The 24626-nt window shown below is 63.1% G+C and carries 21 protein-coding genes and 1 tRNA gene; 6 read left to right on the top strand and 16 right to left on the bottom strand.

Annotated features, from left to right (window positions below; translation table 11 throughout):
- Positions 1-12: 12 nt before the first annotated feature.
- Positions 13-405 carry a DNA-directed RNA polymerase subunit omega gene (gene rpoZ, locus QX071_RS14220; protein ID WP_315703342.1) on the bottom strand — a complete coding sequence of 131 codons (393 nt, stop codon included), beginning with the start codon at positions 403-405 and terminating at the stop codon, positions 13-15.
- Between the two features lie 363 nt (positions 406-768).
- Between rpoZ and QX071_RS14215 the strand changes: the two genes are divergently transcribed.
- Positions 769-1401 carry an NYN domain-containing protein gene (locus tag QX071_RS14215; RefSeq protein WP_315703341.1) on the top strand — a complete coding sequence of 211 codons (633 nt, stop codon included), beginning with the start codon at positions 769-771 and terminating at the stop codon, positions 1399-1401.
- Positions 1382-2074 carry a uracil-DNA glycosylase gene (locus tag QX071_RS14210; RefSeq protein WP_315729064.1) on the top strand — a complete coding sequence of 231 codons (693 nt, stop codon included), beginning with the start codon at positions 1382-1384 and terminating at the stop codon, positions 2072-2074. The genes QX071_RS14215 and QX071_RS14210 overlap by 20 nt, the downstream gene beginning before the upstream one ends.
- Positions 2075-2132: 58 nt before the next feature.
- On the opposite strand, the gene QX071_RS14205 is transcribed toward QX071_RS14210, so the two are convergent.
- The 4 genes from QX071_RS14205 to dapA are packed head-to-tail and all read right to left on the bottom strand — an operon-like array spanning position 2133 to position 4561.
- On the bottom strand, positions 2133-2708 hold the full coding sequence (locus tag QX071_RS14205) for a peroxiredoxin (RefSeq protein WP_315703339.1): 576 nt from the start codon (positions 2706-2708) through the stop codon (positions 2133-2135).
- A gap of 22 nt (positions 2709-2730) precedes the next feature.
- Positions 2731-3204 carry an SsrA-binding protein SmpB gene (smpB, locus tag QX071_RS14200; protein WP_315703338.1) on the bottom strand — a complete coding sequence of 158 codons (474 nt, stop codon included), beginning with the start codon at positions 3202-3204 and terminating at the stop codon, positions 2731-2733.
- Between the two features lies 1 nt (position 3205).
- The gene (mscL, locus tag QX071_RS14195; protein WP_315703337.1) at positions 3206-3622 is read right to left on the bottom strand and encodes a large conductance mechanosensitive channel protein MscL; all 417 of its coding nucleotides are present in this window, start codon (positions 3620-3622) and stop codon (positions 3206-3208) included.
- A gap of 48 nt (positions 3623-3670) precedes the next feature.
- Positions 3671-4561, bottom strand: coding sequence for a 4-hydroxy-tetrahydrodipicolinate synthase (dapA, locus tag QX071_RS14190; protein WP_315703336.1), 891 nt, complete (start codon positions 4559-4561; stop codon positions 3671-3673).
- Positions 4562-4879: 318 nt separating this feature from the next.
- Here dapA and QX071_RS14185 point away from each other — a divergent pair, with 318 nt between their 5' ends.
- Complete coding sequence (locus QX071_RS14185) at positions 4880-7156, top strand: lytic transglycosylase domain-containing protein (RefSeq protein ID WP_315703335.1); 2277 nt, start codon at positions 4880-4882, stop codon at positions 7154-7156.
- A 131-nt stretch (positions 7157-7287) separates the two neighbouring features.
- Here the strand turns inward: QX071_RS14185 and QX071_RS14180 are convergent, their stop codons facing one another.
- Together QX071_RS14180 and QX071_RS14175 are read right to left on the bottom strand one after the other, a co-directional pair.
- Positions 7288-8832 (bottom strand): porin, encoded by a 1545-nt coding sequence (locus QX071_RS14180; RefSeq protein WP_315703334.1) that lies wholly within the window; start codon positions 8830-8832, stop codon positions 7288-7290.
- A 723-nt stretch (positions 8833-9555) separates the two neighbouring features.
- Positions 9556-11094, bottom strand: a complete 1539-nt coding sequence (locus QX071_RS14175) for a porin (RefSeq protein ID WP_315703333.1) — start codon at positions 11092-11094, stop codon at positions 9556-9558.
- 382 nt (positions 11095-11476) lie between these two features.
- On the opposite strand from QX071_RS14175, the gene QX071_RS14170 reads away from it, so the two are divergent.
- Complete coding sequence (locus QX071_RS14170; RefSeq protein WP_315729507.1) at positions 11477-12013, top strand: MarR family winged helix-turn-helix transcriptional regulator; 537 nt, start codon at positions 11477-11479, stop codon at positions 12011-12013.
- Positions 12014-12040: 27 nt separating this feature from the next.
- On the opposite strand, the gene QX071_RS14165 is transcribed toward QX071_RS14170, so the two are convergent.
- The 4 genes from QX071_RS14165 to QX071_RS14150 all read right to left on the bottom strand — a co-directional run bounded on the left by QX071_RS14165 (position 12041) and on the right by QX071_RS14150 (position 18067).
- Positions 12041-13144: a hypothetical protein gene (locus tag QX071_RS14165; protein WP_315703332.1), complete on the bottom strand. Its 1104-nt coding sequence runs from the start codon at positions 13142-13144 to the stop codon at positions 12041-12043.
- Between the two features lie 575 nt (positions 13145-13719).
- On the bottom strand, positions 13720-14484 hold the full coding sequence (locus tag QX071_RS14160; RefSeq protein ID WP_315703331.1) for a Crp/Fnr family transcriptional regulator: 765 nt from the start codon (positions 14482-14484) through the stop codon (positions 13720-13722).
- 291 nt (positions 14485-14775) lie between these two features.
- Positions 14776-16317 carry a porin gene (locus tag QX071_RS14155; RefSeq protein ID WP_315703330.1) on the bottom strand — a complete coding sequence of 514 codons (1542 nt, stop codon included), beginning with the start codon at positions 16315-16317 and terminating at the stop codon, positions 14776-14778.
- A gap of 757 nt (positions 16318-17074) precedes the next feature.
- Positions 17075-18067, bottom strand: coding sequence for an alpha/beta fold hydrolase (locus QX071_RS14150; RefSeq protein WP_315731203.1), 993 nt, complete (start codon positions 18065-18067; stop codon positions 17075-17077).
- 159 nt (positions 18068-18226) lie between these two features.
- On the opposite strand from QX071_RS14150, the gene QX071_RS14145 reads away from it, so the two are divergent.
- A complete protein-coding gene (locus QX071_RS14145) occupies positions 18227-19150 on the top strand; it encodes a LysR family transcriptional regulator (RefSeq protein ID WP_315703328.1) in 924 nt (307 codons plus the stop codon).
- A gap of 126 nt (positions 19151-19276) precedes the next feature.
- Here the strand turns inward: QX071_RS14145 and QX071_RS14140 are convergent.
- The 3 genes from QX071_RS14140 to QX071_RS14130 all read right to left on the bottom strand — a co-directional run bounded on the left by QX071_RS14140 (position 19277) and on the right by QX071_RS14130 (position 22188).
- A tRNA-Ser gene (locus tag QX071_RS14140) sits at positions 19277-19370 on the bottom strand.
- 217 nt (positions 19371-19587) lie between these two features.
- Positions 19588-20655, bottom strand: coding sequence for an aldo/keto reductase (locus QX071_RS14135; protein ID WP_315703327.1), 1068 nt, complete (start codon positions 20653-20655; stop codon positions 19588-19590).
- Positions 20656-20730: 75 nt separating this feature from the next.
- Positions 20731-22188, bottom strand: coding sequence for a PLP-dependent aminotransferase family protein (locus tag QX071_RS14130; protein ID WP_315729063.1), 1458 nt, complete (start codon positions 22186-22188; stop codon positions 20731-20733).
- 122 nt (positions 22189-22310) lie between these two features.
- Here QX071_RS14130 and QX071_RS14125 point away from each other — a divergent pair, with 122 nt between their 5' ends.
- Entirely contained in the window at positions 22311-23171 is an 861-nt protein-coding gene (locus tag QX071_RS14125) for a DMT family transporter (protein WP_315728999.1), read from the top strand.
- Positions 23172-23208: 37 nt separating this feature from the next.
- Here the strand turns inward: QX071_RS14125 and QX071_RS14120 are convergent, their stop codons facing one another.
- Together QX071_RS14120 and QX071_RS14115 are read right to left on the bottom strand one after the other, a co-directional pair.
- Complete coding sequence (locus QX071_RS14120; RefSeq protein WP_315728998.1) at positions 23209-23550, bottom strand: hypothetical protein; 342 nt, start codon at positions 23548-23550, stop codon at positions 23209-23211.
- An 87-nt stretch (positions 23551-23637) separates the two neighbouring features.
- The gene (locus tag QX071_RS14115) at positions 23638-23904 is read right to left on the bottom strand and encodes a hypothetical protein (protein WP_315728997.1); all 267 of its coding nucleotides are present in this window, start codon (positions 23902-23904) and stop codon (positions 23638-23640) included.
- Between the last annotated feature and the right edge of the window lie 722 nt (positions 23905-24626).

Genomic DNA, 24626 nt, shown 5'->3' with positions numbered 1-24626 from the left:
GCCGCGCGGATTTTATTCGTCCTCTTCGGGCTGCTGCTCCGGCGGAGCCAGCCCCTCGAGACCCTTGAGAAGCTCTTCCTCGGTCATCCGCTCGACCGCCACCTCGGTGTCGTCGGCATCGACGCTGGCGCCCGCCGAACCGATCAGCGGCACGGTGTCCGGCTCCGGCTCGTCGACCTCGACGAACTTCTGCAGCGAGTGGACCAGCTCTTCTTTCAAATCCTCGGGGGAAATCGTCGTATCCGCAATCTCCCGGAGTGCGACAACAGGATTCTTGTCATTATCCCGGTCAATCGTAAGTTGTGACCCCGACGAAATCATACGGGCGCGATGCGCCGCGAGCAGGACGAGGTCGAACCGATTGTCCACCTTGTCGATGCAATCTTCCACAGTGACGCGCGCCATCGATTGTCGCTCCGGTCTTTTGTGTGCTTAATGGGCTGATTATCTAGGGCTAGTTATAGAGACTGACCGGTTTCCGCAAGGCCGATCTGGCGTCCAGTCTCCGTATCGAGCTAAAAGTACCGGATTCCGGACCCCTGCCGGGCCTCCGGATCGCTGGAATGCAGCTTTTGGCCAACAAAACGCTTCATTGCCTCGTCAGAAGTGCGGCTTTGTTGCCCTGACTACTCCTATTGCGGGAGCGTCACTACCGGACGGGTCCGCTCGAGCATCGGCAATGCCTTGGAGTAGTGCCTTGGATATGGAATGCGCGGCCTTTCGAGAGCGGCGCCAAGAACAGAAATCTAACTGAACGCGAGAAACTGAATGTCATCTTCGACCAACAAGATTGCGCTCTTCATTGACGGCGCCAACCTTTATGCAACCGCCAAGACGCTCGGTTTCGATATCGACTATAAACGCCTGCTCAAGGAGTTTCAGAGCCGCGGCACGCTGCTGCGCGCCTTCTACTATACCGCCATCATCGAAGATCAGGAGTACTCGTCGATTCGCCCGCTGATCGATTGGCTCGACTACAACGGCTACACCGTCGTCACCAAGGCGACGAAGGAGTTCATCGACGCAAGCGGCCGGCGCAAGGTGAAGGGCAACATGGATATCGAGCTTGCCGTCGATGCCATGGAACTCGCCGAGCACATCGACCAGATGGTGCTGTTTTCCGGCGACGGTGACTTCCGCTCGCTGGTCGAAGCGATGCAGCGCCGCGGCGTTCGGGTCACCGTGATCTCGACCATCTCCAGCCAGCCGCCGATGATCGCCGACGAACTACGCCGTCAGGCCGACGTCTTCACCGATCTCGTCGAATTGCAATCCAAGCTCGGCCGCGACCCCTCCGAGCGCCCCGCTCCGCGCGAGCCTCGCCACCATGCCCCGCAATTCCTGCAGCGGACGAGCCCCGTGGCGCCGCGTAACACGAGCGATGACGATTTCGAGGATTAAGGGCGCGCCCGCAAGCCGCGCCGAGGCCGCACCAGGCGCCCTCCCCCCGAGCAATCCCGACCACGACTGCCCACTCTGCCCGCGCCTTGCGGAATTCCGCAACGCCCAGCGCGCACGAGAGCCGTCCTGGTTCAACGCGCCGGTGCCGTCGTTCGGCGATGCCGACGCGCGGCTCCTGATCGTCGGTCTCGCGCCGGGATTGCTAGGGGCCAACCGCACCGGCCGCCCCTTCACCGGGGATTATGCCGGCGATCTGCTGTACGGCACCCTGCTGCAGTACGGTTTCGCCCGGGGCCACTATCAGGCGCGGCCCGATGACGGATTGACGTTGATCGACTGCCGAATCAGCAATGCCGTGCGCTGCGTGCCGCCGCAGAACAAGCCGCTGCCGGCCGAAATCAATCAGTGCCGGACCTTTCTCAACGCGACGATTGCGACGATGCCGCGCCTGCGCGGTATCGTCGCGCTTGGTCGCATCGCGCATGATACGCTGTTAAAGGCACTCGGCATGCGAGCCGCGGCGGCCCCGTTCGCGCACGGCGCGGTGCATCAGGCCGGTTCCCTCAAGCTCTACGACAGCTATCACTGCTCGCGTTACAACACGAACACCGGCGTGCTCACGACCGAGATGTTTCACGCCGTGTTCGCACGGGTGCGGGCCGATCTGGGCTGATGCACACTGCAGGCGCGCAGGGGGCGCGACGCTGGAGTAAGAATTCCGAACCGGTAGGTTAGACCGGGTTGCCCTTGAGCCAGTCCAGCACATCGGCCGCATTCCGGTCCGGCGGAAAGACCGGATAGAACACGTGGGTGATGCGCGCATCATCCACGATCAAGGCCAGCCGCTTGATCATGGTGAGCCCCGCGATCTCCATCGTCGGCAAGTGCAGCGCCTCGGTCAATTCGAGCTTCTCGTCCGACAGCACCGGAAACGGCAGGTGCAGGCGCGAAGCCATCTCGGTTTGGTAGGCGTTGCTTTGGGTCGAAAGGCCAAATACGGAAGCGGCACCCGCGGCCTTGAGCTCGCCGAACAGATCGCGGAACGCGCAGGCGTGCGGCGTGCAGCCGCGCGCCCCCGGGATCATGTCCCAATCCTCGACCAGCGACACCTTGCCGGGCTCACCGGTGCGCGGATAGGCGAAGATGACGACGCGCCCCGGCAGTTCCGACAGCGTGACCAGGGTGTCGTCGGTCGCGCGCAGGCTGACCGGGGGAATCTGCATTCCCTCAAGGTGGTCAGCGGCCCCATCATCGGTCGGCGCCGGAATCTTGCTCCAGTCGACTTCGAGCAGGTTCTTCTGATTCATAGGACTCCGTCCTGCCGATCGCTTACCCGCGGGCACGCAAGAGACGGCCCTTCTCGCGGCCCCAATCGCGCTTCTTCTCGCTCTCGCGCTTGTCATGCAGCTTCTTGCCCTTGGCCACCGCCAGCAAGAGCTTGGCGCGCCCGCGCTCGTTGAAATAGAGCTTCAGCGGGATCAGCGTCATGCCCTCGCGGTCGACCGCGCCCAGCAGCTTGTTGATCTGCTTGCGATGCAGCAGGAGCTTGCGCGGCCGCTTCGGCTCGTGATTGAAGCGGTTGGCCTGCAGATATTCGGGAATATTGGCATTGATCAGCCAGATCTCGCCGTCACGGCTATCGGCATAGGACTCCGCAATGGTCGACTTCCCGCTGCGGATCGACTTCACCTCGGTGCCGGTCAGCGCAAGCCCCGCTTCGACGGTGTCCTCGATCGCATAATTGAACCGCGCCTTGCGGTTCTCGGCGACGACCTTGATGGCGCGTTCGTTCTTCTCTGCCACGTCAGGCCTTCTTCAGGAGGTCGCGAATTTCGGTCAGCAGCTCGACCTCGCGCGACTGTTTCGGCGCAGCTGCCGGCTGGGTCTCCTGCAGCCGCTTCAACTGATTTATGAAGCGGATCACGATGAACAGCACGAAGGCGATGATGATGAAGTTCAAAGTAAGGGTGATAAAATTGCCGTAAGCCAGCACCGCGCCTTGCTTCTTCGCATCGGCAAGATTGGTGGCGCTGACCGATTTGGAGAGCGGGATGAAGTAGTTCGAGAAGTCGAGACCGCCGGTGACGGCACCGATGATCGGCATGATGACGTCGCCCACCAGCGAACTGACGATGCCCCCGAAGGCCGCGCCGATGATGACGCCGACCGCGAGGTCGACGACATTGCCCTTCATCGCGAAGTCACGGAACTCCTTCAACATGCCGATTCCCCTCGATTTGGCGCCACGCGACGCCACCAACGACCGAGCTCAGTTGATCAGGCCCGCATGCACCATCGCCTCGCGCACCGCGCGGCGGGTCGGCTCGGAGACCGGCACCATGGGGAGCCGCAACTTCTCCTCGATCTTGCCGAGCAGCGACAGCGCATATTTGATCGGCGCCGGGTTGGACTCAATGAAAAGGTTGGTGTGCAACGGCATCAGCTTATCATGGATCTTCAGGGCGGTCGCGATGTCGCCCTTCTGCCAGGCGGCATGGAAGTCCGAGCAAAGGCGGGGGGCCACGTTGGAGGTCACCGAGATGCACCCGTGCCCGCCATGCGCCATATAGCCGAGCACGGTGGCGTCCTCGCCGGAAAGCTGGTTGAACTCCTCGCCCATCGCCGCGCGCTGCTGCGACACCCGCACCATGCTTGCCGTGGCGTCCTTCACGCCGGCGATATTCTTCAGATCAAACAGCCGCTTCATGGTGTCGACCGACATGTCGATGACCGAACGCGGCGGGATGTTGTAGATGATGATCGGAATGCCGATCGCATCGTTGATCGCCTTGAAGTGCTGATAGAGGCCTTCCTGGGTCGGCTTGTTGTAGTAGGGCGTCACCACCAGCACGGCGTCGGCGCCCGCCGTTTCCGCATGCTGGGCGAGCTCGATTGCCTCCTTGGTCGAGTTGGACCCCGCGCCGGCGATGACCGGCACCCGTCCCTTCGCCTCGGCGATGCACCATTCCACCACCTGCTTGTGCTCGTCATGGCTGAGCGTCGGGCTCTCCCCGGTGGTGCCGACCGGCACCAGGCCATGGGTGCCCTCGTCGATCTGCCAGCTCACGAGCTTGCGAAACGCGGCTTCATCGAGGGAACCGTTCTTGAACGGCGTCACCAGCGCGGTGAAAGAGCCCCGGAAATTCGTCTTGGCCGCCATAACACTCCCTCCCCAACGCTGGTTGTGGTCTTCCCACGGAAAAGGCACTCATACCGGGTCCGAGAACGCCGCGGAAGGGCCGCCACCCGCTGAGATGCCTTCTCAACAGGCACCCGCCTTTTCCCGGTCGTGATTTTGCCGTGCTCCTGGCGCAGAGTGCAATTGTGAGCGGTACATTTAGTGTTTGTTCACCTTTTCGATAGACCAAGACCAGTACCGTCGATTTGAAGGTGGTCGCGCGAGGCACAGCCCGCCCCCAGAAATGTCAGGTCGAGACGGTAGGAGTGGGGTCGAAGTCATCCGCCGCAAAGGAACGCCGTGCCCTATTTTGCCCGTGCAGCCGCATTGCGATCGACCGCCCTGGCGACCAGCCTGACGCTTCTGTTCGGCTTGGTTGCCTTCGACGGCGCGTCCGGGGCGAGCGACAAGGCCGCCCTATCCAAAGTTCCCCTGCCAAAGGCACGGCCGATCGCGCCGAGTGCAGCCCCCAAGGCCGCCGCGGCCGGTACTGGAACCAAGGGCAAGACGGAGGCAAAGGCCGAGCCCAAAACGACCACGATCACGAACCACAAGGCGGGAAAGGACGCGCTTTCAGCGTCCGCAAGCATCCCCCCGGCGCCGCGCCAGCACGCCGCCCTGCCCCCGCCGCGCAAGCCGATAACACCCGCTGCCGTGGCCGCGACGTCGTCGACCTCGCAGTCGGACCGGGACGCGCTCGAGAACGTGATCGAGCTGGTCCGCAAGCACAAGCCGGACGATGCGACCCAGCTCGAAGCGGCGATCTCCGATCCGGTCGCGCGCAAGCTCGCCGAATGGATCGTCCTGCGCAGCGACAACAACAACGCCAGCGCCGAGCGCTACCGCGCCTTCATTACGGCCAATCCGAGCTGGCCGTCGCAGACGTTCCTGCGAAGGCGGCTCGAAGCCGCACTGTGGGACGACAAGCGCGAGGACGCCGTCGTCTGGTCCTGGTTCGAGAACGAATCGCCGTTGTCCGCCAAGGGCCGGTTTACGCTGGCGCGTGTGCTGCTCAACCGCGGCGACCGAGCCAATGCGGAGCGGCTGGTGCGCGAGGCCTGGCGCAACGACGCGATGTCGGAGGAAACCGAGAACAACGTGCTCGATCAGTTCGGCGCGCTGTTGTCCGGCGGCGACCACAAGGCGCGGATGGACACGCTGCTCTATGGCAGCGAGCACGAAGCGGCGCTGCGGGCGGCGAAACGGCTCGGCACGGGCTACGTGGCCCTGGCCAAAGCGCGAATCGCAACCTACCGCAAGGCGCCGAACAGTCGCGCTCTGCTCGAGGCGGTGCCGCACGAGCTGCACGGCGATACCGGCTACCTCTTCAGCAAGATCCAGCTCCTGCGCCGCGAAGAGAAATTCGAAGACGCCGCCCAGCTGATGCTGAGCGCACCGAAGGATCCGGGCCGCCTCTATAATCTGGACGAGTGGTGGATCGAACGGCGCCTTCTGGCGCGCAAGATGATCGACGCCGGCGGGTATCGCACCGCCTATCTGATCGCACGCGATGCGGCGCTGCCCACCCGCGACATCTACAAGACCGAGCAGGAGTTCACGGCGGGCTGGATCGCGCTGCGCTTCCTCAACGATCCCGCGACCGCTGCACAGCATTTTGCCCGCATCGGCATCGGCAGCGTCAACCCGACCACGCTCGCCCGTGCCGGCTATTGGCAGGGCCGCGCCGCCGAGGCGATGGGGCGCATGCAGGAGGCGCGCGCGGCTTATGCCGCGGCGGCGGAGCAATCGACCAGCTATTACGGCCAACTCGCGCGGGCCAAACTCGGATTGCCGCAGCTTGCGCTTAATCCTACCCCCAGCGGCCGGGGCCGCGGTATCGAGCGGCTCGAAATCGTGCGCGCCGTGCAGCTGCTCTACGACCTCGACGAGGGCGAGTTCGCCATCCCGATCTTTGCCGATCTGGGCGACAATGGTGATCCCGATGCGCTGGTGGGGCTTGGCGAGATCGCAGCACGGCAAAGCGATGCCCGCGCCATGCTCCTGGTCGGCAAGGCCGCGCTCAATCGCGGGCTGCCGTTCGATCATTACGCCTATCCGGTCAATGGCGTCCCTGCGTTTCGCTCGATCGGCCCCGAAGTTGAGCAGAGCGTGATCTTCTCGATCGCGCGCCAGGAGAGCGCATTCAATCCAGCCGTGGTGTCGCCGGCCCAGGCCTACGGGCTGATGCAGGTGACGCCGGAGGCCGGACGCTATGTCTGCAAGCGCGCCGGCGTCGGCTTCGACCTCACGCGGATGAAGACCGACCCGGTCTACAACGCGCAGCTTGGCGCAGCTGAGCTGGGCGGCCTGCTGGAGGATTATCGCGGCTCCTACATCATGACCTTTGCCGCCTACAATGCCGGTCGCGGCAGCGTGAAGAAGTGGGTCGAACGCTACGGCGATCCACGCGATCCCAAGGTCGACGCGATCGACTGGGTCGAACTGATTCCGTTCTCGGAAACCCGCAACTACGTGCAGCGGGTGATGGAGAACCTGCAGGTCTACCGCGCCCGTTTCGGCGGCGGCTCAAGGCTGCAGATCGAGGCCGACCTGCATCGCGGCGCGATCGTGGAATAAAATAAGCGAATAGCGAATAGCGAATAGCGAATAGCGAATAGCGAATAGCGAATAGCGAATAGCGAATAGGATGACGGAAGATGGGGTTCTTCCGTCAAGCCTATTCGCCACTCCCTACTGGCTACTCGCCTCTAGAAGTTGCGCTGAGCGCGCATCAGGAGCGAGACCGAGTCCTGGTCCTTCAGCTGGTAAACGGCGGCCGGTTTGGCAATCGCGCCAACAGCGGGAGCCGTCGCATTTCCCGTGAACTTCTGATCCAAGCGGGTCCAAGCCACGTCGGCCGAGAAGGTCAGGTTCTTCACCGGCGTCCAGCGGGTGATCACACCCAGCGTGGAGATGTTGAAGTCCGGATTGCAGTTCGCCGGTGTGATGCCCAGCGCGACGATGCCGGCCCCGTTGCAGATCAGTCCCTTGGCGGTGGCGTTATACTTGACGGCACTCCAGGATCCGTAGACCGCCGTATTCCAATAGGGATCCCAGTTGTGGGTGAAGGCGCCGCGGAAGCCATAAGTCGTCGTCAGCTGCTGCTGGGTGCCGACGCCGAACACGGAATCGGACACGCCGGCGAAGCCGAGACTCTGGAAGGCGCCGGCGACGTTGCTGCCGCCGTACATTGCGTAGTTGATCGGCGCCAGGCTCTGGAAATTGTAGCGGCTCGCACCGTTGGTGTAGACGCCTTGAATGTTCAGGGTATCGCCAGGGCCTGTCGGGATGTTCTTGATCGACAGGGCCAATTGACCGGCAAAGCCCCATTTGTCGGCCGGATGGCCCGTGGTCTGATTCGCACCGTAGTAGGCGGCATGATTGTCGTGCGCCGCAACGGACGCCTGGAACAGACCCCAGGCCTGGTCGACGCGGACCGCACCGACGATGTCGGGTGCGACGTTGCCGCCGAAATCGCTGGCACCGTATGCACCGGTCAGGACACCAGCAGCCGTCTGCAGCGAGGTATTCCATATGTTGGACTGCGAATACGCCGTCGCATCCTGGGCCGAGATCGAAGCCGTGATACCCTGCCCGAAGTCCGCCGTATAGGAGAACTGGTTGACGCCGGTGACGGTGCCGCTGCCTCCGGTCAGACCATCGAAGTTGTTGCCGGGATAATTGGTCCAGGGCGCGTCGAACTGCGACACGGCCTTACCCATCGTGAATCCGGCGAACTGAATGAACGCGTAGAAGACTCCGAGCGTGCCGCCTGCGATAGCGCCCGCATTGGCATTGTTCGGCGCAGTGGCGCCAGTAGCGCCGAGCTGCGAATAGACCGTGGCTCCGGGGGTGGTGCCGCTACCGGTGTAGCTGTCCGTCGTCCATTGAAACACGGCATCGAAATAGGTTCGCACCACACCGTATTCGGTGGCGGTGCGGGTGTCGATGTTCAGGTCGGCACGCGAACGAGTCGTATAGTAGTTGCTCAGCCGGTTATTTGCGCCGCCGGGACCGTTGGTCGCGTTCTGAAAGACGGCGTTAGTGCCGAATGCAGCTTCGGCGCGCAGATAGCCGCCGAGCTTGACGCAGGTGTCGGTGCCGGGGATGTAGTAGAAGCCAGCGCCGTACAAAGAGCAGACCTTCACATACTCCACCGGTTTTGCCTTGATCGGCAGATCGGCCGCCTGTGCTCCCCCCACCGCGAGCAACACCGCCGTCGAGCCAAGAATAAGGCTCTTCCCCATATTCATTCCAACCTCCAAACTGCTCTCTTGCTCAGGACCCTTGATCACGATCCGAAGTTTCTCTGCCCACAGTGCCAACCCGATCACCCGGAGACACGGTGACCGCCATTAGAGGTGCAGTCGCAACAATGATGGGGCGCCTTTCGTGTTTTATCGGACCATTATCGTGACGAGCCCCAACGGCGCTCGGGTTGCGCTTCGGACACGCACACGGTCTCGTCCGGCGTGAGACTTCAATAATCCTCGGATTTGTCGCCGTTGATCCCGATCGCCCGCTTTGCGCCAAATAGGTGTGGCCGCGACGAAACAGCGCGTCTCATCCCGCGACGAGCGTGATCGGCCCTTTAAGGCTGCTCGCGGCACGAGGCTCTCGTTGCCGGACATAGTTCAAAGCTGCTGCGACAAGGAGTTGGCGAGCAGAACGCCCCGGCTCGCCGCGGGCGTGACAAAGGTTTGGCCCGCCCCGCCACATGCTGGGCTTGGCTGCCACGAGGTCAACGCGAAAGCAAAATCAGATCAGCACGGACCGTCCACGAGCTCTCCGCAATGTTGGACGATTTGGCAGCGACGCTCTCCAGTGAGATTTCGAGTTCGCTGACCGGAAGAGACAGCGCGCAATCGGAGAGAACAGTGGCCGTCGCTGCGATACCCTCGAAGCGATCAACGCAAACAAAAGCCTCCGGCAGTTTCCTGCCGGAGGCTTCTTGGATCGTTGTCAGGCGACCGGGATTACCAGTTGCGCTGAGCGCGGAGCAGCAAGGAGACCGAGTTCTGGTCCTTCATCTCGTAGAGGGCAGTCGGCTTGGCAGCGGGCGTCACGCCCGGATTTGCGACAAGACCGGCATACTTCTGGTCGAGGTTGGTCCAGGCCAAGTCGGCCGAGAAGGTCAGGTTCTTAACCGGGGTCCAGCGCGTGATCAGACCCAGCGTCGAGATGTTGAAGTCCGGGTTGCAGGTGAAGCTGGCAGTCGCGACCGCCAACATTCCCGGGCTGCCGCAGATCAGACCCTTGGCGGTGGAGCTGTACCGCACAGCAGCCCACGAACCGTAGATCGCCGTGTTCCAGTACGGACTCCAGTTGTGGGTGTAACCACCGCGGAAGCCGTAGGTCGTCGTCAGCTCCATGCCGGTGCCGAGACCGAAGACCGCATCAGAGACGCCCGCGAAAGCGAGGCTCTGATAGGCCAGCGGGTTTCCGGTGCTACCATACATCTGATAGGTGGTCGGAACGAGGCTCTGCGCGTTGTAGCGGCTCGCGCCGTTGGTGTAGACGCCCTGGATGTTGATGGTGTCACCAGGCCCGGTCGGGATGTTCTTGATCGACAGAGCCAGTTGGCCGGCCCAGCCCCACTTGTCGCTCGGATGACCCGTGAGTTCAGTGGCGCCGTAGTAAGCGGCGTGGTTGTCATGCGCAGCCAAGTTCGCCTGGAACAGGCCCCAGGCCTGGTCGACGCGGACCTGACCGACGATGTCCGGGGAACGCGTGCCACCGAACGCGCTGCCACCGTACGCACCGCCGACGACACCGCCAGCCGTCGCGAGAGAGGTGTTCCAGAGATTGGTCTGGTAGTAGCCAGTCTGGTCTTCTGCCGAGATCGAGGCCGTGATGCCCTGACCGAAGTCGGCGGTGTAGGCGAACTGGTTGACACCGGTGACGGTGCCGCCGCCGCCCCACAGACCGTCGATGTTGTTGCCCGGATAGTTGTTCCAAGGCGTGTCGAACTGCGACACGGCCTTACCCATGGTGAAGCCGGCGAACTGGATGAAGGCGTAGTACACGCCAAGCGAACCGCCGGCAATGTTGCCGCCGCCCGCGTTACCCGGTGCGGAAGAGGTCGTACCGGCAATGACGTCGTAACCGGTCGCACCACCCGCCGTGCCGGTAAAGTTGCCGGTCGTCCAGGAGAAGGTCGCATCGAAATAGGTACGGACCACGCCATATTCGGTCGCGGTGCGGGTGTCGATGTTCAGATCTTCACGCGAGCGGGTGTAGTAATAGTTGCTGAGGCGGTTTTTCGCACCAGAAGGAAGCGTGACCGCGTTGTTGTAGATACCGTTCGAAGCAATGCCCGTCTCGACGCGCAGATAGCCGCCGAGCTTGATGCAGGTGTCGGTGCCGGGGATGTAGTAGAAACCCGCACCATACAGGGAGCAAACCTTCACATACTCGACCGCTTTGGCCTTGATCGGAAGGTCGGCCGCCTGAGCCCCACCCATGGCGACCAGGGCCGCCGCTGAGCCGAGGATAAGGCTCTTAACCGTCTTCATGCTAAACCTCCAAGTTGCTCTCTGAGAAAGAACCGGACCAAGATCCCCCAGGACGCTCCGGCCTTTCCCATCCCGAAAAACCGCTCCAGCCGCCTCGCGCCATCGGACACACCCGCATCACGCGAGGGACTTCAGCGAAACATCTGTCGCGGGACGATCGAGTATCCCCCACCGTCGTCAGGAACTATGCCTTCGCTCATTCCGTAATCAAAATAGTTTATGAGATCAGCTAATTGAATGAGCGGATGATGTGTCCTGGCCGCAACACTTGTGGGGCCATGGTGCAGTGCATGGCAGGCCAGCGCGCATCTCCTAGATAAGTGATTTTGTTATGGATTTGTTTAAACTAGGGTCGTGAGGGAAAATTGGATGATTGCGAGCTATGGCGCCCATCAGGAAACCCAAAGGCGAGACGCCAACTACGGCTCTCCTGTCATCTCTCGTAACAGCCGACAAGAATCAGGATGCGGTTCGCCGATTCACCTGGGAGATCGCTTCCATCAGCGTGCATCTGGAGGAGCTTCGCTACTTCTGGGCCAAGGCGCTTGGCGTCAGCGGGCCGCAATGGATGATTCTGATGGCGATCGCTGACCTGGATCAGGGCGACGGTATTCCGGTCAACGGCGTTGCAAAAATGCTGCACGTCGATCCCTCCTTCGTCACCACCCAGTCGAAGCTTCTGGAGAAGAAAGGCTTCATGCGCAGGAAATCGGCGCAGGAAGATGCACGCGTGGTGAGGATGTCGCTCACCGAAAAGACCTACGGGCAACTCGCCGCCCTGGCCGCCCAGCAGGACGAGATCCACAGCTTCATTTTCGAGCAATTCGAAAAGCGCGACCTGGCGGCCTTCACCGACAAGCTCGCTGCTCTCAAGGAGCGAATCGAAAAAGCCTGCATGAAGCTGGCGCTAGGTCTCTAACCGGACCAGCTGACCAGTTCCGCGCAATCAGCTTTGCAGGCGCTTGCAGTCGCGAAGGCGTGCTGCAATCCAGTCGAACGCGAACTCATTGGCCACCGCCGCAAACTCGGCGCTGCCGGACTCGCCGGAGAAGATCTTGAGCGTGACGTCCGGGTGCTCGCGTTTCATCTGCGCGACCAAATCGGTGGCATGATCGGGGCGCAGCCAGCCTCGTTTTGGCAGCGCAATCAGGACAGGACACATAATGTGGCGCGTCACCCTGCTCGCCCCCATACTCAGCGCAATTGCGCTTCCGCCCGGCATACACCGCCGCGTGACAAACGCCCGCTCATGCATGTCCCATAGCCCGGCGTCGCAGACAGCCGCCGCGTAGCGCTGATCCAGCGCGATCCCGCGCGCGACGAAGGAGGATCCCCAATCGTCGGCCAGGATGGCGATCCGCGCGTCGTCAACATCGTCGCGGGAGGTGACATAATCCATCACGCTGCCGACCGCGGATTCGAGATCGCGGCTGCCCACCAGCTCCTCGAACCGACCACCTGGGTCGGCGCCGAGCAGATCGACGACCAGAAGGGAGAGGCCACGATCGATGGCGTAGCCGGCATGCTTCAACAGCGCCGGCTCCTTGCGGCGCCCCGGTTCAACGAAACAGACGACCGTTGCCGCCTTTCCGGATTCCCCTCTCGCCGGAAGAAAATAGCCCTGGAGCGGATAATCCACGCGCCAGGGAATCGTGACGACCGCGCCCTTTGGGTCGCTAGCGCGCAGAAAAGCCTCAGCACAGGCCCGCAAGCGCGCGAGCACCACCTGGTGCCGATCGCTCGAGCCGTCGAAGGGAAAGGCCGCAGCTTCGTAGTAGTTGATTGCGCGGAGCCAGCCGCTACGGGCCGCTTCCCCGCAGCACTCGGCAGAGGTCTCCGCAACCAAACGCGCCTGATCGCCGATCCGCATCCATTCGCGGTACCAGGAATCGTCGTCAGCGATATCGATGCGGCCCGCCGTCGCCATGCATTCGGCGATATCATCGCCACCACCGGGCAGGCTCCCCAAGAGCCGCGCGAACTCGTCGGAAAGATACTCCCTCCCCGGCCAGAGGCTCCACGCACGCCTCAAGATGTTTTCCGTCCTCATCGAAGACCACTTTCCCGCTAGGCGGTTCCCCACGTCATGTTGAGATATTTTGACGCAGAGTGACCGACGGGAGAATTTCCCGTCAAGATAACGGACCGCCCTTTGTTGGTACGATATCAGACAGAAGGCCGCAGAAATCGACGGCTCGAACTGGGCGCTCTCAGCGCGACCGAGCGCTCATATGCAAATGAAATCAAAAACAAGCGCAGGGAACAAACGCTCTCAAGAATGTCAACGAGCTCTCTTGAGAGCAACGCACAATACTGGACGAAGAAACCTCCAGCGGGGCATCGCCGGAGGTTTCGGAGGTCTAACATTAGAGAGGTTATGTCTCTCCAGTTGCCGCTCTTCGGTGAGCCACGATACCACAGCAAATTAGCTTATCAACTCATATGTCTTCAATATCTTTTTTGAAGACGCTGGCACTTTTTTTCGCTTTCTCTCCCACCCGCGACCATCAGGGGGCTGTGGCAGAGAGCCAAGTCACGGCGACAGGCTACGCCCTCACCGTCACTTGGATCAGCTTCACTTCGCGCAGTTTAATCTGGTTCAATCTTGGTGAGACCGCGACTCACTTAGAGCGAGTGCTCGTGCCGGGGCATGTCGGTAAAGAGCCGAAAGCGGTCCCGGACAAAGCGATGACAGTCGCAGCCACATCGCCTCAATCTATCCAGATCCAGGATTCGCAGCGCGCCACGCGTCCGCGCCACAATCCCCTGGGCTTCAAGTTCCGCAAGAGCAACGGAGACGCCCGGCCGCCGGACTCCCAAGGCATCCGCGAGCAAACCGTGGGTCACCGGCAGCACGTCTGTCTCGACCAAATCATGCGCAAGCAGCAGCCATCGCGCGAGCCGCTCGGACAGTTCGTGCTTGGCGTTGCACATCGCGATCTGCGCCTTCAGCGCCATCAGCACCTGCACATATCTCAGCAGATGCTCCTTGATGGACGGTCGCTCCGCCATCACCGCACGGAGAGTCTCGGCCTCGATTCCGAGCGCCAGCCCCGGCACCAGCACGACCGTGCGCTGGATCGCAATCATTGTCCCGAGCACGACCGAGACGCCGATGAAGCCGCAACGTCCGATGCTGGCGACTTCGACCGCGCCATCCTTTGGGCTGCGGATCACCCGCGAGATCAGACCGCTCTCGACGAAATAGACCGCATTCGGACAGCGGAAGGCGTCATACACGACATCGTTGCGCCGCAACGGCACGGCGTAGAGATGAGGACGGAGCAGCGCGAAATCCGGTTCCGGAAGAGTGGCCAGAATCCAGTTCCGAACCTTGTGCGCTGACTGCGATGGCGAAACGGGTGATGTCGCCGGAACCAATTCGAACATCGTCCTCCCAAATCCGCCTGTCTGCAAACACACGCGGCCGCGTTTTTAGACTTCCATCCTGCAAGGCCTTGCGCGCCAGGTAAAGAACAAAAAGCCTGAAACGCCAGTGGTATTGCTTGTCTTCGCCGGCGGACTATTGGTTCGTCGCGCAATGACGCAACAACCAATACAATACAATAAGTTACATTAACCACCTCAACGAGCACGACAGAGTTCAACGGTCGCACATCAGAAAAAAGCCCCCGGCAGTCGCCTGCCGGGGGCTCTTGATCACGTATTTAAAGGATCAGATCAGAAGTTGCGCTGAGCGCGCAGCAGCAGGCTGATCGAGTTCTGGTCCTTCATCTCGTAGAGGCCAGCCGGCTTGGCAACGCCGGTGGCGGTGGCCGCATTGGTGGCCAGACCGGAGTACTTCTGGTCGATGTTGGTCCAGACCAAGTCACCCGAGAAGGTCAGGTTCTTGACCGGGGTCCAGCGGGTGATGATACCCAGCGACGAGATGTTGAAGTCCGGGTTGCAGGCGAAGCCGGGACCGGCGATCGCCAGCATGCCGGGGCTGCTGCAGATCAGACCCTTGGCAGTGGAGCTGTAGCTCACAGCGGCCCACGAACCGTAGATCGCCGTGTTCCAGTACGGGTTCCAGTTGTGGGTGTAGGCGCCACGGAAGCCGTAGGTGGTGGTCAGCTCCTGGCCAGTGCCGACACCGAACACGGAGTCAGCCAGGCCAGCAATACCGAGGCTCTGATAGGCGAGCGCATTGCCGCTGCTGCCGTAAACGGCCATGGCGGTCGGCACGAGGCTCTGAGCGTTGTAACGGCTCGCGCCGTTGGTGTAGACGCCCTGGACGTTGATGGTGTCGCCAGGTCCGGTCGGGATGTTCTTGATCGACAGAGAGAGCTGACCAGCCCAGCCCCACTTGTCGCTGGGATGACCAGTGACCTCGCTCGCGCCGTAATAGCCCGTGTGGTTGTCATGCGCTGCGAACGACGCTTGGAACAGGCCCCAGGCCTGGTCGACACGAACCGAACCGATGATGTCGGGCGAGCGGGTGCCGCCGTACGAATTGCCACCGTACGAACCGCCCAGCACGCCACCGGCCGTCGCGAGAGACGTGTTCCAGAGGTTGGTCTGATAGTAGCCGGTCGGATCCTCCGCCGAGATCGAGGCGGTGATGCCCTGACCGAAGTCAGCGGTGTAGGCGAACTGGTTCACACCGGTGACCGTGCCGCTGCCGCCCCACAGGCCATCGAAGTTATTGCCGGGATAGTTGGTCCAGGGCGCGTCGAACTGCGACACCGCCTTACCCATCGTGAACCCAGCGAACTGGATGAAGGCGTAGTACACGCCAAGCGAACCGCCAGCAACGGTACCGCCGCTCGCGTTACCCGGGGCCGAAGAGGTCGTGCCGGAGATGACGTCGTAACCGGTCGCACCACCGCCCGTGCCGGTGAAGTTACCGGTGGTCCAGGTGAAGGTCGCATCGAAATAGGTACGAACCACGCCATATTCGGTTGCGGTGCGGGTGTCGATGTTCAGGTCTTCACGGGAGCGGGTGTAGTAGTAGTTGCTCAGGCGGTTGTTGGCGCCAGGAGCGCCGGAGAGCGCGCTGTTGTACTCGCCGCCGCTGCGCATGGACACTTCGGCGCGCAGATAGCCGCCGAGCTTGATGCAGGTGTCGGTGCCGGGGATGTAGTAGAAGCCGGCGCCGTAGAGGGAGCAAACCTTCACATACTCGACCGCCTTGGCCTTGATCGGAAGGTCAGCTGCCTGAGCCCCAGCAACGGCAAGCAGAGTCGCCGCCGAGCCCAGGGCAAGGCTCTTGATCACGTTCATAATGTTAAACCTCCAAGTTGCTCAGTCAGGGAAGGTTCCGCCTCCGCTGGGTGTGAGACACCCTTGGATTTCGTACCCCGATCCCCTTCGACCCGTCGCTCAGCCGCATCGCGCACTCGGACACCCGCGTGAACGCGAGGAACTTGAGCGAACGACCTAAACGGGACGACGCAGGGATGCCCCCCTCCGTCGCATCGCCAGAATTACCGAACCCCATTGCACACGCAACAAAGGAACCGCCACAGTGAAGGCAATGCGGCTCGTTTTTGAAATGGTGTTGCACAAATAGCACTCGGCCGTTTCCGCGAGGGCTCCTGACAAGATTTTGTTTTCCTTAGTTTTTCTTTCACTTCGGCAGAGCGACCGAAGTCCTTGTGGCCCGACCGTGCTCTTTGGGTCGATCCGCCACCGCGCGCGTCTCGCCGCTCTCACGTTCCTTTTTTGGCGAGAATCGTCCGCCGCCCGCCACACCTTGGTTGGATTCGAAACCTCGCAGCCAGCGCGCCCGTGCCGCAGCGCAGCAAGACGAGGACCGACGCAAGCTGCGATCAGCGAAGCGCGATCGCACACACCAATTCAGATTTTAGCTAGTCGAGCATCGTCACCGCGCCGACGCGGTCGCGTTTGGCGCTAAGGACTTCTGCTACACTCGTTTTTCCGAATCCTGCCCCGAGCGACAATGGTACGTCGCGGCGGAAGCGATGCAGCTGGGCCGACACCGCCCCTCGTCAACGTCGGAATGGGCGGCGCCTTTCGATCAAGAACGGTCTCGGAGAAAGGCGATCGCGTCGGACAACAACCTGTCGCGCCCGCGCTCCGGCCGGTCGAGATGGACGTAATGGGTCGCTCCCTGCAGCGTTTCCGCCTTCACCGACCGGGCTTGGGTTAGATCGCGCCGGAGATTGTCGAGGTCCTCCGGCCGGCTCCAGAAATCATGGTCGGACCGCAGGACCAGCACCCGCGCGGTGATCGCGGAAGCGCTCCACAGCTTTCGTCCGGACGCGAGTTCGAAGGAATCTGCAATCGCCCCCATTGGCGCGCGGAACGATGGCGGCTCGCGTTGCGCGCTCGTGGGATCGGAGGCGAGCGCAGCAGCCTGATAGGCCCGCAGGACCGCCGGGTCGCGCCACGCCGGCTTGTCGGCAAGCGGAATCGAGGCGTCCCATGACGGTGTGAGAGAGGCCGCCGTGCTGAATCCGAAGGCCCCGACCTTGGTCCCATCAAGGCGCGACGGGTCGGCGGAATCGGTGAGCGGACCGCCCGGCCCCAGCGTCGGGTGGCCGACATGCCCGCCATACAGGCTGTTGAGGATGACGAGGTGACTTACGGCGTCCGGATGAAGGCTTGCGAACATTCCCGCCCAATGGCCGCCCGTCGCCCATCCGAGCAGGGCGACTTGATGCGCGCCGGTTCGCCTTTGAACATCTTGCACGACCGCCGCGATGTCGCGCACGACCTCGCCGGAACGGACGAGAGGCGGCCGGCCGGCCGGATCACCCTCCTGCCCCGTCCGCGTCGAGCCGCCGTAACCACGCACGTCCATAATGAAGACATCCAGCCCTGCGGCGGCAAAATCGGCGGCGAGCGATCCATGCGGCGCGTCCAGATCGAACGAGGCGATGCCGGGCACGCGCGCACCGTGGACGAGGATCAGAGGCGGCCCCGCCGGCGCCGCGTCGGACGATGCGACCTCGCGCACCGCGAGAGTTATCCCGGCATCGCTAGCGACCTTGAAATCGTTTCTTCTCACTTCAATGCCTCCAGCCTCGATTGGACCGGCCGTGCCCAGCGCGCAACAGACGACAGCCAGAAAGCAGATCCGACGCATGCCGCACCTCATCAAACCAATTCCCGACCTAACTGGTCTTCCAAATTGATCCGATCTACATCCTGGATCATATTGTTTGATATGGCAGACATATCGAACGTCGAATTCCGCCACCTTCGCCATTTCATTGCGGTCGCTGAAGAGCTGCATTTCCGGCGTGCCGCGACCCGCCTCGGCATGACCCAGCCGCCCCTGTCGCAATCGATCGCCGGGCTGGAAGCTGCGCTCGGCGTCGAGCTCTTCGATCGCTCGCGCCGCCAGATCAGCCTCACCGAGGCAGGGCACGCATTCCTTGGCGAAGCTCGCCTCATCCTCGATGCGATCGGGCGGGCAGCCGCGAAGGCGCGCGCCGCAGCCGACGGACATTCCGGGATCCTGCGCCTCACCCATGTCGGCACCGCGAGCTATGCCTTGCTGCCGCGCCTGATCGCTTCCTATCGCGCGCTTTTTCCGCGGGTCGCGATCGACATCGCCGAACGCACGACCGCGTCACAGATCGAAGCGCTGTCGCGCGGGGAAGCGGACATCGGCCTGGTGCGGATGCCGGTGCCGGAAGCGCCCGGCCTGCGTTTCGAAATCATCGACAGCGAGCCGTTCCTGGTCGCCCTGCCCGAGCGTCATCCACTCTCGCCGCGCGACGTCATCGGCCTCGGCGAACTGGCAAGCGAACCCTTCGTCATGTTTCCTGCGCGCGAGGCGCCGGCCTTCTACGCCCGGATCATCTCCGCCTGCGAGGAGGAAGGATTCGTGATGAATGTCGCGCAGGAGGCGACCGAGATGCATACGCTCGTCAGCATGGTCGCAGCCCGGCTCGGCATCGCGTTGGTGCCCGCCTCGCTTCGCCATCTGCATCAGCCCGGCGTGGTCTACCGCCGCTGCGATCCCGCCCCCGCCTCACTGCGCGCCGACATGGCCCTGGCCTGGAGGCGCGCAGATCCGTCGTCGGTCGTCACGGCTTTTCTCGAGGTCGCCCGGACGGCGCGTGGCGCTCAAGGCCATCCATGACTAAAGGCCGGAATCGGTCGCCTTCGACCATCCAAAGCGCCAGTGGCAGGGTGATGCAATACCGCGCGATTCAACCGGAACTCGACCTACAGCGGGGGTCAAGAGGACCTTGGTCGGACGGGGAGCTGGCGGAGACGGAGGGATTCGAACCCTCGATAGGGCTTTACAACCCTATAACGGTTTAGCAAACCGCCGCCTTCAGCCACTCGGCCACGTCTCCGGCTGCGGTCGGTATGCCCGACCCCGCGCCGCGCCGCAAGCGGCAGATTGTGGACGAAATCGATTTCCTCGATCTCCCAATCGGTCCGAGCGCGCCGGAGCATGGCCGTCAGGGCGGCGAGCCGCACAACCCGCCGCATGGCAGGTGCAACCAAGAACCGAGGGTCGGAAATCCTCCGGGACGCAGCGCCGCACCGAAACGGAGCCCGATATTCCGTCTACATGCCGACCGTTCGGCGATGACCTTCAAGATAGATGCGCTCCGATGGGCTCGGCCGATCCATGCCCCACATGGCGCGGTGCCAGAATGGATAGAGCGGCCAGGGCCGGCCAGCCGCCTCGATATGCGCCGCCTGGTCCGGCGAAAGCTTAAGGTCGAAGGATGCGAGATTGTCGGCGAGTTGCTCGGCGGTGCGCGCCCCCAGCACGATCGAGTTGACGCCGGAACGGCCGCGCAGCCAGGCCAGCGTCACCTGCGGAATCGAGCGCCCGGTTTCGGCCGCCACCTGCTCGACCACTTTAAGCACACGGGCGAAACGATCCCAGTCGGAGACGAACGGCTCCTTCCAACCCTCTGCCCCCTGGCGCGTGCCTTGCGGCGCCGAGCCGTCCGCCTTCACCTTGCCGCCGAACAGCCCCTGGCCGAGCGGGCTCCAGATCATCGCGCCAATGCCGAGATCTTCACCCGCCGGGATCAATTCATATTCGGCCTCGCGCGCCTCCGGGGTGTAGTAGATCTGATGCGCGACCGGCGGCACGAAGCCCGGCTCTTTCGCGATCATGGCCGTCTTGGCCAGCGCCCAGCCGCTGTAGTTGGAGACACCCCAATAGCGGATCTTGCCAGCCTTCACGAAGCTCGACATCGTCTCGACCGTCTCCTCGATCGGGGTGACGCCGTCCCACTGATGGATGAAATAAAGGTCGAGCCAGTCGGTCTTGAGCCGCGACAGTGATCCATCGAGCTGGCGCGTGAGATGAACGCGTGAGGCGCCGCCGCCATTGGGCCCCTCCTCGACTTCGGAACGGCCCTTGCTGAACAGCAGCACCTTGTCGCGCCGGCCGGTCAAGGCCTCGCCAAGCACCCTTTCGGCATCGCCCTTCGAATAGAGATTGGCGGTATCGAACGCATTGATGCCGGCGTCGAGCGCCATGTCCAACAGGCGCCTCGCGTTCGCAACGTCGACATTGCGCAAGGCTTCGAAGCCATGGGTGCCTGCAAAGGTCAGCGTGCCCAAGATGTAGCGCGAGACCTTCATGCCGGAACGACCGAGGGGAACATAATCCATAGCGAGACCTTCCGCTGCTCGTGTTGACCGGGACATCCAATGCACGAGCGAATGCTGAGTTCGTTGAATTGTCACTCAACGAAAACTTGAGCGCAGGTCAGCCGGCTCAGGTTCCGTGCCTGTCACAGCGGGTCGCTTCCCCATCGCCCGGCGCATGACGTCCCAGACGCGCGGATCGCCGCATTGCGCGACGTTGAAGCGCAGGAAGGCAGCGGCGGTCTGCGACACGCTGAAGACATTGCCGGGCGCAAGCAGCACGTCCTCCGTGAGCGCGGCCTTTGCCAGGGCGGCGGAGTCATATCCATCGGGCAAACGGCACCAGAGGTGGAAACCGCCGCGCGGCGTGAGCCAGGGCTCGATGCCGAACGCGTGCAGCAGGCGCGTGGTCTCACGCTGCGCGCGCGCAAGCTTCCGCCGCAGCTCCTCCATGTGCTTGCGGTAGCCTCCGCCGGCCAGCACATCGGCGACGACGGCCGTTGCGACCGGGCTCGGACCGCCGAAGCTGGTCGCAAGCTGAAGATCGATGAGCCCTTCGATCCAATCGGCCCGCGCGGCGATATAGCCGCACCGCAGCGAGGCAGAGAGCGTCTTGGAGAAGCTGCCGATCCGGATCACCCGGTTCAGCCCATCGAGCGCCGCAAGGCGCGGCGAAGACTCCGGCTCGAAATCCGCGAAGATATCGTCCTCGACGATGGTGAGATCGTGCGCGGCCGCCGCGATCAGAAGCCGATGAGCGGTCGGCAACGATAGCGTTGCGCCGGTCGGGTTATGCAGCGCGGAATTGGTGACGTAGAGCCGTGGCCGCTCTGCGGTGAGGATCGCTTCGAAACGCGCGAGGTCGGGCCCCGATGCCGTGTAGGGCACGCCGACGATCGTCACTTGATGCGCGCGCAACAGCGCCCTGAAATTGAAATAGCAGGGGTCGTCGACCAACACCGTATCGCCCGGACGAAGCAGGAAGCGGCAGATCAGATCGATCGCCTGCGTGCCCGAGCCGGTCAGCAGCAACTGGTTGGCCGAAACGTCGAGCCCCTCTTCAGCGAAGCGGGCCAGCAGCAAGCGGCGGAGCGGAAGCGAGCCACGCGTGCCGCCGTAGTCGAGGAGCAGCGCATCCTCGGCACGCGCGAGGGTGCGAAGGCCTCGGCGCAAGAGCGCACCCGGCATCCACTCTGGCGGCAGCCAGCCGCAGCCGGGCTTGAGAACCGCAGGCTCCGCCTCGAGCGACTGACGCGAGACCCAGAACGGATCGACGGCGCGATCGCGACGCCACTCTGTTTCGGCAAGCTGCAGCGGCAGCGTAGCCGCCGTCGCTGACACGTAGAAGCCGGAGCCGCGGCGGGCGCGGATCAATCCTTCCGCGGCCAGGCGCTCGTAAGCCTCCACTACGGTCGAGGGCGAGACGCCCATGGTCGCGGCGAAGCGGCGGACCGACGGCAGCCGATCGCCGGCCGCCAATGTGCGGCCAGCCACACGCGAGCGGATCACCTCCATCACTTCGAGGGTGCGCGCTCCGCCCCGCCCTCGCCTGTCCATGCTGCTCATCGAAAGTGTATTGGCTTCCATATCAATACAGTTCTGCCAGATTGTACTGAATTGTGGCTGGTCCCGCCACTCATCAGACTCCACGATCGCCTCGGAACGCGCGAGGCGACGACATGACGAGCACGACGGACGGATGGAGGAGCGGTCTCCTTGGAGTGATCATTTTCAGCGGCTCGCTGCCGGCCACTCGCGTGGCCGTCGCCGGCTTTTCTCCGCTGTTCCTGACATCCGCGCGAGCGGTGATCGCGGCGCTGCTGGGCGCGGCGATGCTACACTTGCTGCGCCAGCAGACTCCGGCGAAGCGGGACATCGGCTCGCTCGTGATCGTCGCGCTCGGTGTCGTGATCGGCTTCCCGCTCCTGACCGCGCTGGCGCTTCAACACATCACCTCGGCCCATTCGATCGTCTTCATCGGCCTGTTGCCGCTGGCGACGGCGATCTTCGGCGTCCTGCGCGGCGGTGAGCGGCCGAAAATGCTGTTCTGGCCGTTCTCCATGCTCGGCAGCGCCGTCGTCGTGGGCTTCGCGCTGATCGGCGACGACACGGTCTCCATCACGGGCGACCTCTTGATGGTGGCGGCGGTCGTGCTCTGCGGATTGGGCTACGCCGAAGGCGCCACGCTCGCCCGCCGGCTCGGCGGCTGGCAGGTGATGTGCTGGGCCTTGCTGCTCGCACTGCCGATCATGCTGGTCCTCGCGGCCACGGCGCGGCCTGCCTCATGGCAGGCGATCGGCGGCGGCGCCTGGACCGGGCTCGCCTATGTTTCAGTCTTCTCTTCGCTGATCGGCTTCATGTTCTGGTATCGCGGGCTTGCCGTCGGCGGCACCGCGAGCGTCGGTCAGCTGCAACTGCTGCAGCCCTTCCTCAGCCTCGCGCTCGCAGGTCTCGTGCTCGGCGAGCCGGTGGCCTGGACCATGATCCTGACGACGGGTCTCGTGGTTCTCTGCGTCGCCCTCGCCCGGCGTTACGCGTAGCCGGCCAAATATCCGCGACGAATGGCTCGGCGCGATATCAATCGAACAGGCTGCGGCTCACATTGACGATGAAGGCCGCGGGTACGCCGATCACCGCGCCGATGAAGCCATAGGCCAGCGCGCCCCACCAGGAGGCGATGCCACCCGGCGCCATCACCGCGCCATAGGCGGCGCCGATGGCGCAGCAGATCAGGGTGACCGTCACGAGCCGGCGATCGTTCATCGCCTCGGCCCGCAGCTTACGGCGCTCGCGCGCGTTCTGAATGTACGGACCGCCAGGCTCGGTCGAGCCGCAATGCGGACAGAACGCTGCGGAGAACGAAACCTGCTCCCCGCAATCATGGCAGCCGATCAGCTCCCGACGTTTATTCTGTCCCATCCGCTCGACGTCCGTGGCGCGCTCGCATCGAGCCACAGATAGGTCGTTTGACGGCGGCCGGCGAGAGTGCCGGCGGCGCCAAAGCCGTCAGTGCGCCGTCATCCAGGCGCGCGCTTCGCGCAGGGCCTTGGTGATCTCAGCCGCCGACATCTGCTCGGCGATCTCGCGGCGCATCTCGATCGCATCCTTGCGGCCCTTGAGCGCGGCAAGATTGAACCATTTGTGCGCGGCGACCAGGTCGACCGCCCCCAGCCGGCCGCTCGCATACAGCAAGCCCAGCTCGTACAGCACATCGCCGCTCGCCGCCTGCTCCACGGCCGTCACGTCATCGAGATTGAGTTGTCCTTGAAACATTGTCGCTCTCCATCCTTGGAGGCGTTGCGTCACCGCGCGCGGCCCCCGTCCACTGTTCGTCGTCCCCATGCCGTTTGCCGGCTTATGGAGGCAGGATGACCGATCAAGTTTGAAAGGCAGTTTAAGCATCGTGCTGAACGGAAACTGAACCGTCTTCGCCCGCAGGCGACCGCAGCAGATCAAAGATCTCTGATTCTATTCAGCTTTTCAGAGCCGATCAGGATTGCTTCACCGTGCCGATTGGCGAACCCCTAACCATCGCGGCAAGAGCGCGGCGTGCTCCGCCGATCGCATGAGGCGACCGCGCAGGTCGGGTCGAAGAGAAAAAAGTGAATGGGGGGACAGTCGGGCGACGCCGCAAACGCGTCTTCAAAAAAACAACGAGGGCGTCGGCGAACACGTCAGGACCGGATCTCACCTTGGCAACGAGGCCATCCATGAGATTGCAGACCGAACAACGGATCTGCACCGAACGAAGAAAACTCGTTTCTTCTACCGGACCGGCTTGCCGAAGCGCATAACGCTTCCGAAAGTTCGATCCGGCCGTCGACCTGATGTCTCGCCGACACCCTCTTCGCCAGTTGGGACACCTTGGCCTGAACCACTCATAACGAGCAAACAGGCCGGACGTTCCAACGACGTGCCGGCATCAAGCTGCCGGCTCATCTCGCGAGGCGCGAGAGTTACTTCTTCTTGGCGACCTTCTTGGTCTTCTTCGCAGT

Source organism: Bradyrhizobium sp. SZCCHNS1022 (genome assembly GCF_032484835.1).
Taxonomy (GTDB): Bacteria; Pseudomonadota; Alphaproteobacteria; order Rhizobiales; family Xanthobacteraceae; genus Bradyrhizobium.
Note: the sequence above shows the minus strand (reverse complement) of the source record. Positions and strands in the feature narration are given on the sequence as shown.